17 protein-coding genes are annotated in these 14,653 nt (G+C 70.3%); 9 read left to right on the forward strand and 8 right to left on the reverse strand.

What is annotated here, in order from left to right; genetic code table 11:
* Window positions 1-3: 3 nt before the first annotated feature.
* Complete coding sequence (locus AC1MEY_RS21090) at window positions 4-678, reverse strand: histidine phosphatase family protein (protein ID WP_480227339.1); 675 nt, start codon at window positions 676-678, stop codon at window positions 4-6.
* On the reverse strand, window positions 675-1,586 hold the full coding sequence (pheA, locus tag AC1MEY_RS21095; protein ID WP_480227340.1) for a prephenate dehydratase: 912 nt from the start codon (window positions 1,584-1,586) through the stop codon (window positions 675-677). The genes AC1MEY_RS21090 and pheA overlap by 4 nt, the downstream gene beginning before the upstream one ends.
* A 128-nt stretch (window positions 1,587-1,714) precedes the next feature.
* Here pheA and AC1MEY_RS21100 point away from each other — a divergent pair, with 128 nt between their 5' ends.
* The 4 genes from AC1MEY_RS21100 (at window position 1,715) to AC1MEY_RS21115 (ending at window position 5,328) form a co-directional block, all read left to right on the forward strand.
* Window positions 1,715-2,521 carry a DUF2470 domain-containing protein gene (locus AC1MEY_RS21100; RefSeq protein WP_480227341.1) on the forward strand — a complete coding sequence of 269 codons (807 nt, stop codon included), beginning with the start codon at window positions 1,715-1,717 and terminating at the stop codon, window positions 2,519-2,521.
* A gap of 25 nt (window positions 2,522-2,546) precedes the next feature.
* A complete protein-coding gene (locus tag AC1MEY_RS21105; protein ID WP_480227342.1) occupies window positions 2,547-3,314 on the forward strand; it encodes a CPBP family intramembrane glutamic endopeptidase in 768 nt (255 codons plus the stop codon).
* Between the two features lie 21 nt (window positions 3,315-3,335).
* On the forward strand, window positions 3,336-4,658 hold the full coding sequence (locus tag AC1MEY_RS21110; RefSeq protein ID WP_480231602.1) for an LCP family protein: 1,323 nt from the start codon (window positions 3,336-3,338) through the stop codon (window positions 4,656-4,658).
* A 124-nt stretch (window positions 4,659-4,782) separates the two neighbouring features.
* Window positions 4,783-5,328: a ferritin gene (locus AC1MEY_RS21115; protein WP_480227343.1), complete on the forward strand. Its 546-nt coding sequence runs from the start codon at window positions 4,783-4,785 to the stop codon at window positions 5,326-5,328.
* On the opposite strand, the gene AC1MEY_RS21120 is transcribed toward AC1MEY_RS21115, so the two are convergent.
* The 3 genes from AC1MEY_RS21120 to AC1MEY_RS21130 are packed head-to-tail and all read right to left on the reverse strand — an operon-like array spanning window position 5,325 to window position 7,582.
* On the reverse strand, window positions 5,325-6,146 hold the full coding sequence (locus tag AC1MEY_RS21120) for a glycerophosphodiester phosphodiesterase (RefSeq protein ID WP_480227344.1): 822 nt from the start codon (window positions 6,144-6,146) through the stop codon (window positions 5,325-5,327). The two genes, AC1MEY_RS21115 and AC1MEY_RS21120, sit on opposite strands and share 4 nt — an antisense overlap.
* Window positions 6,147-6,151: 5 nt before the next feature.
* Window positions 6,152-7,222, reverse strand: a complete 1,071-nt coding sequence (locus tag AC1MEY_RS21125; RefSeq protein WP_480227345.1) for a DUF4328 domain-containing protein — start codon at window positions 7,220-7,222, stop codon at window positions 6,152-6,154.
* Between the two features lie 18 nt (window positions 7,223-7,240).
* Window positions 7,241-7,582 carry a rhodanese-like domain-containing protein gene (locus AC1MEY_RS21130; protein WP_480227346.1) on the reverse strand — a complete coding sequence of 114 codons (342 nt, stop codon included), beginning with the start codon at window positions 7,580-7,582 and terminating at the stop codon, window positions 7,241-7,243.
* A gap of 515 nt (window positions 7,583-8,097) precedes the next feature.
* Here AC1MEY_RS21130 and AC1MEY_RS21135 point away from each other — a divergent pair.
* The 5 genes from AC1MEY_RS21135 to AC1MEY_RS21155 all read left to right on the forward strand — a co-directional run bounded on the left by AC1MEY_RS21135 (window position 8,098) and on the right by AC1MEY_RS21155 (window position 11,551).
* Window positions 8,098-8,256: a hypothetical protein gene (locus AC1MEY_RS21135; protein ID WP_480227347.1), complete on the forward strand. Its 159-nt coding sequence runs from the start codon at window positions 8,098-8,100 to the stop codon at window positions 8,254-8,256.
* A gap of 158 nt (window positions 8,257-8,414) precedes the next feature.
* On the forward strand, window positions 8,415-9,038 hold the full coding sequence (locus tag AC1MEY_RS21140; protein WP_480227348.1) for a superoxide dismutase: 624 nt from the start codon (window positions 8,415-8,417) through the stop codon (window positions 9,036-9,038).
* A 171-nt stretch (window positions 9,039-9,209) separates the two neighbouring features.
* The gene (locus tag AC1MEY_RS21145) at window positions 9,210-9,743 is read left to right on the forward strand and encodes a peptidase (protein ID WP_480227349.1); all 534 of its coding nucleotides are present in this window, start codon (window positions 9,210-9,212) and stop codon (window positions 9,741-9,743) included.
* A gap of 255 nt (window positions 9,744-9,998) precedes the next feature.
* Complete coding sequence (locus AC1MEY_RS21150) at window positions 9,999-10,745, forward strand: TMEM165/GDT1 family protein (protein WP_480227350.1); 747 nt, start codon at window positions 9,999-10,001, stop codon at window positions 10,743-10,745.
* Window positions 10,746-11,152: 407 nt separating this feature from the next.
* Window positions 11,153-11,551 carry a transcriptional regulator gene (locus tag AC1MEY_RS21155; RefSeq protein WP_480227351.1) on the forward strand — a complete coding sequence of 133 codons (399 nt, stop codon included), beginning with the start codon at window positions 11,153-11,155 and terminating at the stop codon, window positions 11,549-11,551.
* Between the two features lie 62 nt (window positions 11,552-11,613).
* On the opposite strand, the gene AC1MEY_RS21160 is transcribed toward AC1MEY_RS21155, so the two are convergent.
* The 3 genes from AC1MEY_RS21160 to AC1MEY_RS21170 all read right to left on the reverse strand — a co-directional run bounded on the left by AC1MEY_RS21160 (window position 11,614) and on the right by AC1MEY_RS21170 (window position 14,593).
* On the reverse strand, window positions 11,614-12,723 hold the full coding sequence (locus tag AC1MEY_RS21160) for a hypothetical protein (protein ID WP_480227352.1): 1,110 nt from the start codon (window positions 12,721-12,723) through the stop codon (window positions 11,614-11,616).
* Window positions 12,720-13,211: an ImmA/IrrE family metallo-endopeptidase gene (locus AC1MEY_RS21165; protein WP_480227353.1), complete on the reverse strand. Its 492-nt coding sequence runs from the start codon at window positions 13,209-13,211 to the stop codon at window positions 12,720-12,722. Before AC1MEY_RS21165 ends, AC1MEY_RS21160 begins: the two co-directional genes overlap by 4 nt.
* Window positions 13,212-13,273: 62 nt before the next feature.
* Complete coding sequence (locus AC1MEY_RS21170; protein ID WP_480227354.1) at window positions 13,274-14,593, reverse strand: hypothetical protein; 1,320 nt, start codon at window positions 14,591-14,593, stop codon at window positions 13,274-13,276.
* Window positions 14,594-14,653 lie beyond the last annotated feature (60 nt).

The following is a 14,653-nucleotide window of genomic DNA, read 5'->3' on the forward strand; positions in this document are numbered from 1 at the left end:
CGCTCAGCCCATCGGGTCGGCGTCTTGCGGCGGCTCGGGATCGGCCTCGGGGTAGAACGGCGGCAGCAGCGAACCCCACTGCACACAGCTCCACCGGCCGTCGGTGATCGGGCTCAGCACCACGCACTCGGTGTTGGCGAGGTGGTGTTCGATCGCGAAGCCGCCGTCCACACCGGCCAGCGCCGACCCCACCAGTCGGATCGCCGCGCCGTGGCTGACCACCACGACGTCGCCCTGCCACCGGTCGTCGTCGAGGTGGCGGATCCGCAGCTGCTTGACGGTGGGCAGATAGCGGTCCAGCACCTCCTGGCCGGTCTCGCCGCCGGGCACCCGTCGCTCCAGATCGCCCTGCAGCCAGCTGTCGTAGACCTCGTGGAAGAGGTCGATCGACGGCTGGTCGTTGCGGTTCTCCAGGTCGCCGGCCTGGACCTCGTGGATGCCCTCGAGTTCGGCGGTCGGCAGGCCGAGGTGCTCGCCGATCTGGCCGGCGGTCTGCACGGCGCGCAGGGCCACTGAGTGCGCGACCAGGCCGACCGGGTGCTCCCAGTTCCGTGCGAAGGCGCGCGCCTGGTCGAGGCCCAGCTCGGTCAGCGCCGCCCCGGGCGGCAGGGTGTCGAGGCGACGGTCCACGTTGGCCAGCGACTGGCCGTGCCGAACGAGTACCAACCGGCCGCTCATCGGGACCCCTCGCGCAGCCGGCGCAACCAGCCCGCCGCCTCGTCGGTGACGGGCGGCAGGGCACCCACAGGTCTCTCCGTCGGCCACGAACCCAGATAGCGCACGTCGGTACAACGCGTGTGCAGCGCCTTGAGTGCCTCGGCCACCGAATCGTCATCGATGTGACCGACGCAGTCGAGGAAGAAGACGTAGGTGCCCAACTCCGTGCGGGTGGGCCGGGACTCGATGCGGGTGAGGTCGATGCCGCGGATCGCGAACTCCGTCATGGCCGAGACGAGCGCCCCGGGCACGTTCTCCAGCCGCAGCACCACCGACGTCCGGTCGGCGCCGGTGCGCGGCGGCGGCGGGCCGGGCGGTCCCGCGAGGACGAAACGGGTCCTGGCGTTGGCCTCGTCGACGACGTCGCCGGCGAGGGTCGCCAGGCCATAGAGGTCGGCGGCGAGCGCGGTGCTGACACCGGCGTCGGCGCGGCCCTCGGCGACGTCGACGGCGGCGGCGGCGTTGGAGATCGCGGGCACGATCGTGGCGGTCGGCAGGTGAGCCGACACCCATCGTTGGACCTGCGCGGCGGCGACGGGGAACGCGGCGATGGTGGCGACGTCCTCGGCCGTCGTCCCCGGCCGGACCACGATGCTGAACGCGACGTCGAGGACCAGTTCCCCGAATATCTGCAGCGGGCTGTCGAACGCGAGGCTGTCGAGCGTCGGGGACACCGAGCCCTCGATCGAGTTCTCGATGGGCACGCAGGCGTGGTCGGCGGCTCCGCGGCGGACGGCGTCGAGGGCTGCGGGCGTGCTGGCGGTGTCGATCTCGTCGGACGACGCGGGCAGCAGGCCGCGGTCGGACATCTGGATCAGCGCCGCCTGGGAGAACGTTCCGCGCGGACCGAGGTAGGCGACGCGAGACACGGTGCAACCCTATCGGCTCGCGGGGACGGGCCCGGGGAAACCGGCGGCGGACACCCGCTGAATGCCTTGCACAATTCGGTGAGGCTAGCCTAAGTTAGGTTCACCTCACCAACTCCGGAAGGCACTCGATGACCACCTCGAACGCGACCGTGACGGCCCCGACGACTGCCGAGCGGATCCGCAGCGCTTGTGCCCGCGGCGGCGGAGCCATGGTGGCCGTCGAGGGCGTCGAACCCACCCCGACGCCCGTCCACCATCTGCTCGAGGACGGGTCGTTCGCCGTCACGGTGCCCGCCGACGGTCTGCTCGCGGGCATGATCGTCGCCTCCGGCGCCGCGGGCATGCAGGCCGTGCTCGAGATGACCGACTACGCCCCGCTGCCGCTGCGCGAGCCCGTGCGGTCGCTGGTGTGGATGAGTGGCCGGCTGCGGCACGTGCCCACCCGCGACGTGTCCGGCCTGCTCGACCTGATCGCCACCGACGACCCGAATCCCGCACTGCTGCAGGTCAACACGGGCACCGCGGACGCCGCCACCGGAGACACCCCGTACGCACTGGTCCGCATGGAGATCGACTCGGTGGTCGTGGCGGATTCCACCGGCGCCGAATCCGTCGGGCTGAGCACGCTGCTCGCTGCCGAACCCGACCCGTTCTGCGCGCTCGAATCGTGCTGGCTGCAGCACCTCGAGTCGGCCCACCGCGACGTCGTGGACCGGCTCGCCGACCGGCTGCCCACGCAGCTGCGCCGCGGCCGCGTGCGCCCGCTGGGCCTCGACCGCTACGGCGTCCAGCTCCGGGTCGAGGACGTCGACGGCGATCACGACGTCCGCCTGCCGTTCGCGAAGCCCGTCGACGACGTCACCGGCCTGAACCAGGCGATCCGCGTCCTGATGGGCTGCCCGTTCCTCAACGGCCTGCGCTCGCGCCGCATCTGACTCCTGCCGCACTACCGTGGCCGGGGTGACCGACCGCATCGACGACTTCATCGCCCCACCGCGGCGCACCATCCGCATCGAGATCCTCGTCGTCCTGGCCGTCACGTTCGGACTGTCGGCCTACACCGCACTGCTGCGCCTGACCGAGGCGGTGATCCTCGGCCTGTCCGGCCAGACAGTCGCGCTCAACCCCCGCCGGTCCCCGATCGACCTGATCGACCTCGGCCTCAACCTGGCGTCGGTGTTCCAGCTCCTCGCGTGGGGCGCACTCGGGCTGTACCTGTTGTGGCGCAGCGGGTTCGCGCCCGCGGACATCGGCCTCGGCCGCTTCCGCCTGCGGCCGGACCTGCTCGGCGGCCTCGGCCTGGCCGCACTGATCGGCATCCCGGGCCTCGGGCTGTACGTCGTCGGCCGCCTGATCGGCATCGGCGTCTCGGTCGAGCCCGCCGAACTGAACGACACCTGGTGGCGCGTCCCGGTCCTGCTCGCGATGGCGTTCGCGAACGGCTGGGCCGAGGAGATCATCGTCGTCGGCTTCCTCATGACGCGACTGCGCCAGCTGCACTACTCCCCCGTCGCCGTCCTGGTCGCGTCGAGCGTCCTGCGCGGGCTCTACCACCTGTACCAGGGCTTCGGCGCGGGCCTCGGCAACATCGTCATGGGCCTGGTGTTCGGCTACGTCTGGCAGCGCACCGGGCGGTTGTGGCCGCTGGTCGTCGCGCACGGGCTCATCGACGCGGTGGCGTTCGTCGGGTACGCGCTCGCCGCGGGACACCTCGGCTGGCTGCGCTGATCCACGCGGGACCGCACGTACATTCGTCGTGTGACCAGACCGCCCGACCCGCGTAGGCCGCCGCCGCGCGAGGACCCGCAGGTCATTCGTCGCGCCCCCGGCCACCGCCCGCCGCCGCCACCACCGTGGCGACCGCCCCCGCCCCGCCAGGCACCCCCGCCGCCTCGCCCGGCGCCGCCACCCCGTCAACCGCCTGCACCCCGCCCGGCACCGCCCCCACCTCCGCCCCGCCAGGCGGCGCCACCCCGCCCCGCGCCATCCCGCCCCGCGCCACCCAGGCCGGCACCCCAGCCCCCGCGGCGCCCGCCGCAACCGCCGGCGGCCCGATCCCGGCCCGCCTCCCCGGCGCCCGCGGCCGCGCCCCGGCCGGCCAAGCCCAAGCGCAGGCGGCGCTGGGGACGCGTCGTGCTGCTCGTCCTGCTGGTGTTCGTGGCCGCGGTGATCGGCACCGGCTACTGGGTGGACACCAGCCTGCGGCGCATTCCCGCGCTCGCCGCCTACGAGGACAGACCCGCCTCGGGACGCGGCACCACCTGGTTGCTCGTCGGCTCCGACAGCCGCCTGGGTCTCAGCGAGGAGCAGCAGGCGACACTGGCCACCGGTGGCGACGTCGGCAACGGCCGGACCGACACGATCCTGCTGGTGCACGTGCCCGGCCTGGCGTCGAGCGCGCCGACGACCATGGTGTCGATCCCCCGCGACAGCTACGTCGAGATCCCCGGTTACGGCCAGGACAAGATCAACGCCGCGTTCTCGCTCGGCGGCGCCGCCCTGCTCGCGCAGACCGTCGAGCAGGCGACCGGCATCCGGCTCGACCACTACGGCGAGATCGGGTTCGACGGCTTCGCCGAACTCGTCGACGCCGTCGGCGGCGTGACGATGTGCCCGCCGGAGCCGATCAGCGACCCGCTGGCCGGCATCGACCTGCCCGCGGGCTGCCAGGAACTCGACGGCCGCAACGCGCTCGGCTACGTCCGCACCCGCGCGACGCCGCGCGCCGACCTGGACCGCATGGTCAACCAGCGCCTGTTCATGTCGACGCTGATGCAGCGCGCGACGAGCCCGGGCGTGCTGGCCAATCCCCTGCGCTGGTACCCGATGGCCCGTGCGGCGTCGGGGGTGCTGACCGTCGACGAGGGTGCGCACGTCTGGGACCTGGCGCGGCTCGGGTGGGCCCTGCACGGCGACCTGACGACCACCACCGTGCCGATCGCGGACTTCACGAGCGGCGACAGCGGGTCGGTGGTGGTGTGGGACGACGACGCCGCCCGGCGACTGTTCGACGCGCTGGCGTCGGACTCCGCCGTCCCTCAGGACGTGCTGAACACCTCGGAGCCGGGCTGAGCGACGGCCATTCCAGCAAACTAAGGAAGGCCGCCCGAGCTATGTCGCCCGGTTAGGCAAACCTCGCCTTGATTAGGCATACCTTTGATGACGATTGGCTTTGACCTGCATTATCTTGATCGGCATGACTGACGCACTGACACTCGACTCCAAGTTCCACCACCTCCTGCAGGATCAGATCCGCAACGAGTTCACCGCGTCGCAGCAGTACACCGCCATCGCCGTGCACTTCGACGGGGAGGACCTGCCGCAGCTGGCCAAGCACTTCTACGCGCAGGCGCTCGACGAGCGCAACCACGCGATGATGCTCGTCCAGTACCTGATCGACCGTGACGTCCGCGTCGACGTCCCGGGCACCGATCCCGTGCGCAACGGCTTCGGCTCGGCGACCGAGGCCCTGCGTCTCGCGCTCGGCCAGGAACGCACGGTCACCGAGCAGATCACCGCGCTCGCCGCCGCCGCCCGGGACGAGGGCGACTACCTCGGCGAGCAGTTCATGCAGTGGTTCCTCAAGGAGCAGGTCGAGGAGGTTGCGCTGATGACCACGCTGGTGCGGATCAGCGAGCGCGCCGGCGCCGATCTGTTCCACCTCGAGGACTTCGTCGCCCGCGAGATCACCGGCGGCGAGGCCGACCCGACCGCCCCGAAGGCCGCCGGCGGCACGCTCTAGGCGTCGGCCGTCGGGCCCGCCCCGGTCAGCCCGCTCTTGAGCCACTCCTTGGTGCGGCCGGGGTGGTTGGTGGCCACCCACGCCACCTCGAGGTCACGGCAGTACCGCACGTCCTCGTAGTGGTCGACGGTCCAGCAGTACAGGGCGCGCCCGCCCGCGGCGGCGCGGTCGACGAGTTCGGGATGCTCGCGCAGGGTGGCGATCGACGGACCGACCGCGGTGGCGCCCACCGTGGTGGCCGCACTGCCGCCCAGGTAGCGCGACGTGTCGCCCAGCAGAACCGTCGGCAGCATCGGCGCGGCCCTGCGGATCCGCCACACCGCTGCGGCGGAGAACGACATCACCACCGCGCGGGACAGATCGGCCGATGCCGGCGACGCGATGCCGTAGCGGTGCAGCAGCGCCAGCACCTTGCTCTCCACCAGCGCGCCGTACCGGACGGGGTGCTTGGTCTCCACGAACAACTTCACCGGCCGGTTCCAGTCCAGCACCATCGACACCAGCGCGTCGAGCGTCAGCAGGCCGGTGTCACCCGTCCCGCCCCCGGGATGCCAACCGCCGTAGTCGAACTCGCTGAGCTGCGCCAGCGTCATGTCGCTGACCAGACCCGTGCCGTTCGACGTGCGGTCCACCTTGCGGTCGTGCACGCACACCAGGTGTCCGTCACGGGTCAGACGGACGTCGCACTCGACGCCGTCGGCACCCTCGCGCAGCGCCAGGTCGTAGGCGGCGACGGTGTGCTCGGGACGGTCGGCGGACGCACCGCGGTGCGCGACCACGAAGGGGTGCCCGCCGAGCGCGCCGTCCCCCGATGTCATGAGCCCTATGCTGCCGGTTCGCGCTGCCCGGTCTCAACCCGAACGGGTGAATCCGGTCGATCGGCGGGTTCCGAGGGATCGCGGTCGTCGTCGGCCGCCGACCCGTCGACCGACCAGTCGGGCACCATCACCCAGCGTCGCGCCGGGCGATCGACGGGACTCCGCTCGAAGTCCTGGAACACCCGGAAGGCCAGGACGAGGGCGGCCAGGCCGGCCACGTAGGCGATGATCGTCGTCACCGTGTTGTCGGCGATGGCCTGCGGATCACGGGTGAAGCTGGTGGCGAACGCCCAGATCATCAGGACGTAGCTCAGCGCCCACGTGCACCACCACGCCACGACGTCGCGACGCAGCGCGCGCGTGCGGTGCTCGACGCGGGCCAGTTCGGTGACGAAGACGGGGGCCCACAGCAGGTTCGCGATGGGGATCAGGCTGCCGGCGCGGATCTCCCAGGCCGACCGCGGATCCTCGGTGCCGCCCACCGCGTAGGCCGCCGCACGCCGGGCGACGAGCCAGTTGGTGAGCACCACCCCGGTGCCGATCACCGCGAACAGCGCCAGCACGCTCAGCGCGACGCCGAACCACGTGACGGCACCCGCGAGGATCGGGTTCAGCAGGATGGACCGGTTGATCAGCAGCAGCGCGTACCGGATCACGTGTGCCAGCACCGCGAGACCGACGATCACCGACGTCGCGACGAACGCCCTGCGGACGAACGACGGCGAGGGGCCGCCGCGCGCCCGCTCGGCCTGCTCGGAGTCCTGCTCCGATGCGGTGTCGAACTGTTCGGACAGACCCCACCGCGGGATCGCCGAGTACCGCGGGGTGGGTCCCAGCGGGCGCCGACCGCGACGAGGCGGGGGCGCGGCGCCGGGGCGCACGGCGATCCAGCGGTACCCGGGTGGCAACCGGGGCGGCGCGCCGCCCGCGGCGGTCGTGGTGGGTCGCTGACCCCAGCCCTGTTCGGTCGCCTCGGGAGCGGGTGCGAGCAGCGTGCCCTGGCACCGGGGGCACCAGCTTCGCTGACGGTCGCGAACGTTCCATCGCGTCCCGCACCGTGAACAGACCTGGATCACGCGACCAGCCTACGGCTCTCAGACGGTGCCGACGCCGCCGTCGTCGGTGACGACGGGACGACCCGCTCCGGCCCAGGCGAGCATGCCGCCGCTGACGTTGATCGGGCGGTATCCGTTGCGGGCGAGGTACTGCGCGACGCGCTGTGACCGACCGCCGACGTGGCACACCACGAACAGGGTGGCGTCCCGGTCGATCTCCGCGATCCGGGCCGGGACGTCGCCCATCGGGATGTGCTGGGCGCCGGCGGCGTGACCGCGCTGCCACTCGTCGTCCTCGCGGACGTCGAGCAGTACGACCGACTCCCCGAACGTCTGCGGCACGTCGCCGATGTCGGCCTGCGTGACGTCCGCGTCATCCATCGGTCGTGTCCCATCCGGCCGTCGATCCGACGGCGATCGAGCCTGCGATTGCGGATTCCGCGGTGCGGTCCGCCGCGACCATGCTGACACGGACGTCCCCGACGCGCACGCACGCATCCCCAGCAATGTCGACGCTATCCACAGTTTCCACAGGTTCATCCACAGGCCCCGATCCGGCGGATCACCCCGCTGAACCGCACGAGCCGTGATGCTTCCGTGACCTCCTGTGGATGAATTCCGGCGGTTCGGGGACGTCGATCAACAGCGGTTCTACGCCCGGAGCGAACATTGGCGGTGTCCTCGCGCGGTCCCCACCGCGGGTTCCGGACAGGTTCGACGCACCGTGATCGGTTCTCGGGCGCCGTCGCCGGCCGCGCCGCCGCGCCGGGAGGACGACGGGAGGTCGGAGCCGATTTCCGACCCCGCCGAACACCGTCTATGATCGGCGTCACAGCAGGACCGAGTGACACATCTCACCCGGATCCGACAGTGCTCGTGCAGGTCAGGAGTTCGCGATGGCATCCCATTCCATGGGTCCCAACCCGGCGTTGCCGCCGTCGGAGTGGAACTCCTCGTCACACGTCTACACCCGCAGCCAGCTGATGGCGTGCCTCCGCGCGGGTTTGATCGCGCTCGCACTGCTGGGCGTCCTCGCCCTCATCGTGCTGCTCTGACTCCATCCCAGCTGGTATCGACTTCACCCCGACGGGGTATGACTGGGATATGCGCACGCGTCCTTGCAGTGTGCGCACCCATGGAGCAGTGTTGAGCCCGATCTTGATGATCATCGGTTCTCACCGATGCTCCACCGAACACCTAGGGAAGGAAACCTGTGGCTGAGTACACACTGCCGGACTTGGACTACGACTACGGCGCGCTGGAGCCGCACATCTCCGGTCAGATCAACGAGCTGCACCACAGCAAGCACCACGCCACCTACGTCAAGGGCGTGAACGATGCGGTGTCCAAGCTCGACGAGGCCCGCGCCAACGGTGACCACGCCGCGATCTTCCTCAACGAGAAGAACCTGGCGTTCCACCTCGGCGGGCACGTCAACCACTCCATCTGGTGGAAGAACCTCTCCCCCAACGGTGGCGACAAGCCGACCGGCGAGCTGGCCTCGGCGATCGACGAGCAGTTCGGCTCGTTCGACAAGTTCCAGGCGCAGTTCACCGCGGCCGCCAACGGGCTGCAGGGCTCCGGCTGGGCGGTGCTGGGGTACGACACCCTGGGCAACCGGCTGCTGACCTTCCAGCTCTACGACCAGCAGGCCAACGTGCCGCTGGGCATCATCCCGCTGCTGCAGGTCGACATGTGGGAGCACGCCTTCTACCTGCAGTACAAGAACGTCAAGGCCGACTACGTCAAGGCGTTCTGGAACGTCGTCAACTGGGCCGACGTGCAGGAGCGCTTCACGAAGGCCACCTCGACGGGCAGTGGCCTGATCTTCGGCTAGACCGTCCCGCGAACGTCGTCGAAGGGCCCCGTGCGAAGCGCACGGGGCCCTTCTTCGCGTCGATTGGCAGTCGTGTCCTATTGCGTGCCAACGCATGGCTACCGCATGCTGACGGGAACGACCCACCGCCGTGTCGGGCCAGTCGCGTTGGCGCCGAGAACGGAGAACGCAATGGATACGGGTTCCGGCAGAGCCGTCGAGATCGCGCCCTTTCATGCGGGCGGATCACTCAAGGGTTTCGTGGTGTCGGGCAGGTGGCCGGACTCGACCAAGGAATGGGCGCAGCTGCTGATGGTCGCCGTCCGGGTGGCATCGCTGCCGGGGCTGCTCGCGACCACCACGATCTTCGGCGTCCGCGAAGAACTTCCGGAGGCGCCGGCACCCGGCACGGTCGGTCTGGTGCTGGCCGAGGGCACCGTGGTAGGCGAGTCCGCGATGTCACCCGGCCACTTCGCCGAGCGGATGCCGCCGGCGCTGATGATGCTGCACCCGCCGTCGGAGACCATGCCCTCGCTGCCCGAGTGTGCGGGCGCGGCATCGGGATGCGTTCTGCTGCCGGGGCTTCCGCACCTGGGCCTCGAGCACCGCGCCGCGTGGGTGGAGGCGGAGTCCGACGGGACGGTCACGTCGATGGTTAGCCGCGTCGGCGTCGACCCGATCAGCCATCCCGATACCGCGATCCTCGCCATGCTGCTTGCGGCATAAGCCTTTTCGAACTGCTCGATCAGCCCGGTGAAACGCCGAAGTACGGGTGCCCGAATCCGGCCGGTGGGCTGGCGCCCGCGTGGAAACGCCATTACCGTCTAGACGTCAGCGAAGGGGAGTAGCCCCCAATCGCCGTGTCGACATACTGGCGTCAAGCCCGGCCGGCGAACCGTTCCGAGTCACGAACGGTGGGCGAGACCTTCGACCGGACGTCACACGGGCGCAGTCCGTGGGCGGCGTGTCGAAAGGTCCGTCATGTTCAGCGCAGTCCTGGTGAGCCTCGGCGTGGTCTTCCTCGCCGAACTGGGCGACAAGTCGCAGTTGATCACCCTCACCTACGCCTTGAAGCACCGCTGGTGGGTGGTGCTGTCGGGCGTCGGCATAGCCGCATTCCTCGTCCACGGGCTGTCGGTCCTCATCGGCCACTTCCTGGGACTCACGCTGCCCGAGCGGCCGATCGCATTCGCCGCGGCTATCGCCTTCCTCCTGTTCGCGGTGTGGACGTGGAAGGACAGCCGCAGCGGCGGCGACGAGGACGACGACGCGGCGCCGGTGGTCGAGCCCCGTTACGTGATCTTCGCGGTCATCTCGTCCTTCGTCCTGGCCGAGCTCGGTGACAAGACGATGCTCGCCACCGTCGCGCTCGCCAGTGACTACAGCTGGGCCGGCGTGTGGATCGGCGCGACGATCGGCATGGTCCTGGCCGACGGCGTGGCGATCCTGGCCGCCGGCCTGCTGCACCGGCGCCTGCCGGAGAACTTCCTGCACCGGATGGCCAGTGTCCTGTTCCTGGTGTTCGGACTGTGGCTGCTGTTCGAGAACGCGCTGGGCTGGCGCGCCGTGGCCGTCGCGTCGACGGCGACGGTGATCGTGGCGGCCGTCTCGGTGAGTGTGGTCGGCCTCGTCCGTGCGCGGCGCGCGGCGGCGCTTTTGGCAGAACCACGCGAATCGTCGCCCGAATCGCCCGTGCCGGGGTCTGGCAACGCCGACCCCACCAGGTGATCTTGACCTCACTCCCCGGCGGGCAACCGACTCAACTGCGTCGAGGACGGCCAACCCGGTGACCCCCGAGGGGTGCGCGTCGGTTTGTGAGCAAATGACGGACTCAGTAGCATGATCGCGGCTCCTCGGTAGCGGGCCGTCATCCGGGCCGGAGTCGAGGCAGTTCGGCGGCCCCCCGGGATCTGGGCAAAACAACGAAAGCGTTAGTATTTGCTTAGCCATGACGCGCCCTTATGCGCCGGACGTTCCGCAGAAGTCCAGCTAGAGGGTGTGACAGCTGGGGCGGGGCGAGGGTAGGCTTGACTTTAGGGTGGTTTGCACTTGGCTCTCGTCGGATCAATCGCTACGATGATCAGCAAATACGAAGACTGAAGCGCTGCCTGTAATGCCAAGTGGAGGATGAATCGATGAGCATGACGTTTGCGGCTCGGCTGAACCGCCTGTTCGACACGGTCTACCCGCCCGGACGCGGCCCGCATACCTCGGCTGAAGTGATCGGCGCGCTCAAGTCCGAGGGCATCACGATGTCCGCTCCGTACCTGTCGCAGCTGCGCTCGGGCAACCGGACGAACCCCTCCGTGGCCACCATGGCGGCCCTTGCCAACTTCTTCCGGATCAAGCCGGCGTACTTCACCGACGACGAGTACTACGAGAAGCTCGACAAGGAGCTGACGTGGCTCGCCAGCATGCGTGACGAGGGCATTCGCCGTATTGCGGCACGTACCGTGGGCCTGTCCCCCGAGGCCAAGCAGGACCTGGTCGAGAAGGTCGACGAGCTGCGCCGCCAAGAGCACCTGGACGATTAGCCCGGCCCGTGCCGCACGCGCGGCACGGACTGATGCTCCGCGAAAATTGACTTCGACGTCGCTCAGCGAGCGGCTGTGGTGAGTGTCTCGTCCATGCGTCGATACTGCTCGGCGATGGCGAGGATCCACTCCCGATCCGAATACGCCGATGGTTGCCGCAGCCACGTCGGCCCCGGGAAGCCGACGTTTGCCGACTCGTCCCGACCCGCATGGATCCACTTGGCGACCTTGCGTGCCTGGGCTTCGGGGATGACGGTGTCGTCCGGCTCGCCGTAGGCACTGGGAGCGGTCCCCGACTCGTCCAGCGCCCTCGTCGCCTCCAGGTACAGGGCGTCGGAGATCAGCGACATCTGCTCGGCGACGCGGAACAGCAGCGGCCCGCGGGGCCGGATCCCGATGCCGATGTTCGGCTGGCGACGGCTCAACTCCTCCAGCAGCGGCTGGATGACCCGGAGTTCGCGGCGGGCTCCGAACCAGTCCTCGATGCTCGGTAGCAGCGAGCCGCTGGCGACCACCAGCATCGCGCACCCGAGCAGCGTCGCCGCCGATCCCACCCCGATGAACCGGGTGTTACCGACCGCGCGGAGCAGGAAGAACGCGCTCGCCAGGACGATGAGCGCGATGCCGAGCGTGAAGAGGAACAGAGCCCGGCCCCGGCGGGTGCGGTTGGAGTGCCGGACGCCGGCCCACGCCACGAGCGTCAGCGCCAGCAACACGTACAGCAGCGGCAGCAACCACGTCAGCGCCGTTCCCCCGGACCCGAGATTGCGCCGCAGGTACTCCTCGGGCGACATCTCGGGCTGCTGCGGGGTGGTGAAGAACGCGACGAGGGTGAGGATCGCGATGACGCCCGCCACCGAGTACTGGATGATCGCGATGCGCCGCACGGTCGCGGGCTTCCGGGCCGAGGACGCCGACGTGATCATCACGCAGCTGCCGGCCGCGCACACCACCAGCGCCACCTGGCTGAGCACGGTCGAGACGTTGGGCCACCGCAGCATCGTGTCGATCAGCAGGGTGAGCGGTTGCCAGTTGAGGGCGGCGACGAAGCCGAGGCTGCCGAGGGCCAGGATCATGGCCGCACTGACGAGTGACTGCTTGTTGACGAGCGCCCAGCCGATTCGTAGGCCGGTCGCGAGGCCGAGGAGGCCGGCGATGACCCAGACGATCAACCAAACGCCTCTCCGAGCCGGACCTGCACGATCGACGAGCGGTCGGACGGCAGTCGGCCGAGACGGTAGATCAGCAGCGCCGCGAAGTCCTCGGCTTCCTGCTCGTGGTCCTCGCCGCTGGGGCCCATGCACCCGGTCCGCTGGTTGAGCATGTAGCCGATCAGGTCGCTGCTCGCGAGTTCGACTGTGTCCCTGGCGGCTTCGACCACCGAGATGCCCTCGTGTCCGAGGACGAGGTGGCCCAGCTCGTGGGCCAGCGTGCGGTCGCCGGCGGGCAGTCCCCGCTGGATCAGGAACACGTCGCGGTCCCCGTACTGGCGCCACTGGCCGCACACGCCGGAGGGAAGGTCGGCCATCTTGAGTTCGATGGGTCGGCTTCGGTCGGCGGCGACGGCCTCCACCAGGCGACCGAGCGACACCTCACCACGCCTCGGGGCGAGGTCGAGCACTTCGTTGACTGCGCGCGTGACGCGGCGGCTGGCGGGCATCGATACCCCCTCTCCACGAGTTCAACTATGACGTCTACTCCCGCTTCCGCGGTCGATTTCGATCAACCCATGAAGCGCGCCGGGCCTCCAGTTCGCACTGCTCGGCCAGCTCGCGCCTGCCGGTAGCCGATGAGTCCGCCCGCGCTGGTCAGGACGAGGATGCCGGTGACGCCGGGGACGGCGACGGCTGCGACCTGGCCGAGGCCGGCCGCCCGCAGGTAGTCGACGTAGCCCATGCGGTACGTCGGCGCCGGCAGCAGCTCGTTGCTCGTGGCCGTCGCGGGAGGCGAGGTCTGCTGCGGCGTTTCCTTGGCCGGGAGCTGCTCCGCGGGCTTCGCGCCGCCGGGGGTGGTCTCCGGCTTCGAGGCCGCCGGCGGGGTGATCCGGGGCAGGCCGGGTGCCTGGGCACCGCCACCGCCGCCGCCGCCACCGTTGCCCGCGCCGACACCGGCATCGGGACCGACGGGCGGCACGATGACCGGCAGCGTGACGGATGCGAAGGGCAGCTGCGACGCTGCGGTCGCGAGCCCGGTGACGACCTCGAAGATCGGGTCGGTGAAGCCCCGGATGTCCGGGATGAGGGTTCCCGGCACGAAGAACTGCTGAAGCGTGATCTGCGGCAACTGCATCTGCGGCAACTGCGGCAGGGCGAAGATCGGCGGCTGCGCGGTGGCGCCGCTGTCGTTGGTGTTCCCCGGCAGGACCGGCGGCAGGCTGTTCCACCACGAGAACGGCCACGGGTACGCGGCCGGCTGCGGATCCTGGCCGGTTCCGGTGCCCGGCATCGCCTCACCGAGGAGGGCGCTCGGATCGAGGAGGATGGGCAGACCCGTCACCGGGTCGATCTGCGCAGCGGCGGTCACCGAGGGAGCCGCGAGCGCCAGGCGCTGGGACGCGCCGGCCTCTGCGGTGTCGGAGGTCCCGGTGGTGGTGGTCGTCTCCTCGCCCTCGGCGGTGCCGTCGGGCTCGACGGCGGGTTCGCCGGTGGGGACGGGCACCTCGGCCGTGGGCGTCTGCGTCTGCGTCGGCTCGACGGGAGCGTTGGTGGTCGGTGCGGTCGTGGGTGCGGTCGACGAGCCGGTCGGTGTCGACCCCGTCGTGGTGCCGGTCTCCACGCCGGTGCGGCCGTTGCCGACCGTCGACGTCGGCTTGGTCGGCGTGCCCGCGGTACCGGTCGAGCCGGACGTCGGTGCGGTCACTTCGGGCGCACCGGTGGGCGCGGCCGTACCGCTGCCCGTGGTACTACCGGTTCCTGCGGAGGGGCCGTCGCCGGACGTGCCCGTCTCGGGATTGGCGAACGCCAGCGAGGCACTCCCACCCGTCACGAGCAGGCCCGATGCCACCAGACACGCGGCAGCGGCGATACGGGTTCGTGAGGACACGTCGACACCACCTCTCTCGGGCCGCCGGCTGGCGAGTGCTAGACCCACCGATTGTCTCAC

Source organism: Mycobacterium sp. PTI7, from assembly GCF_056679845.1.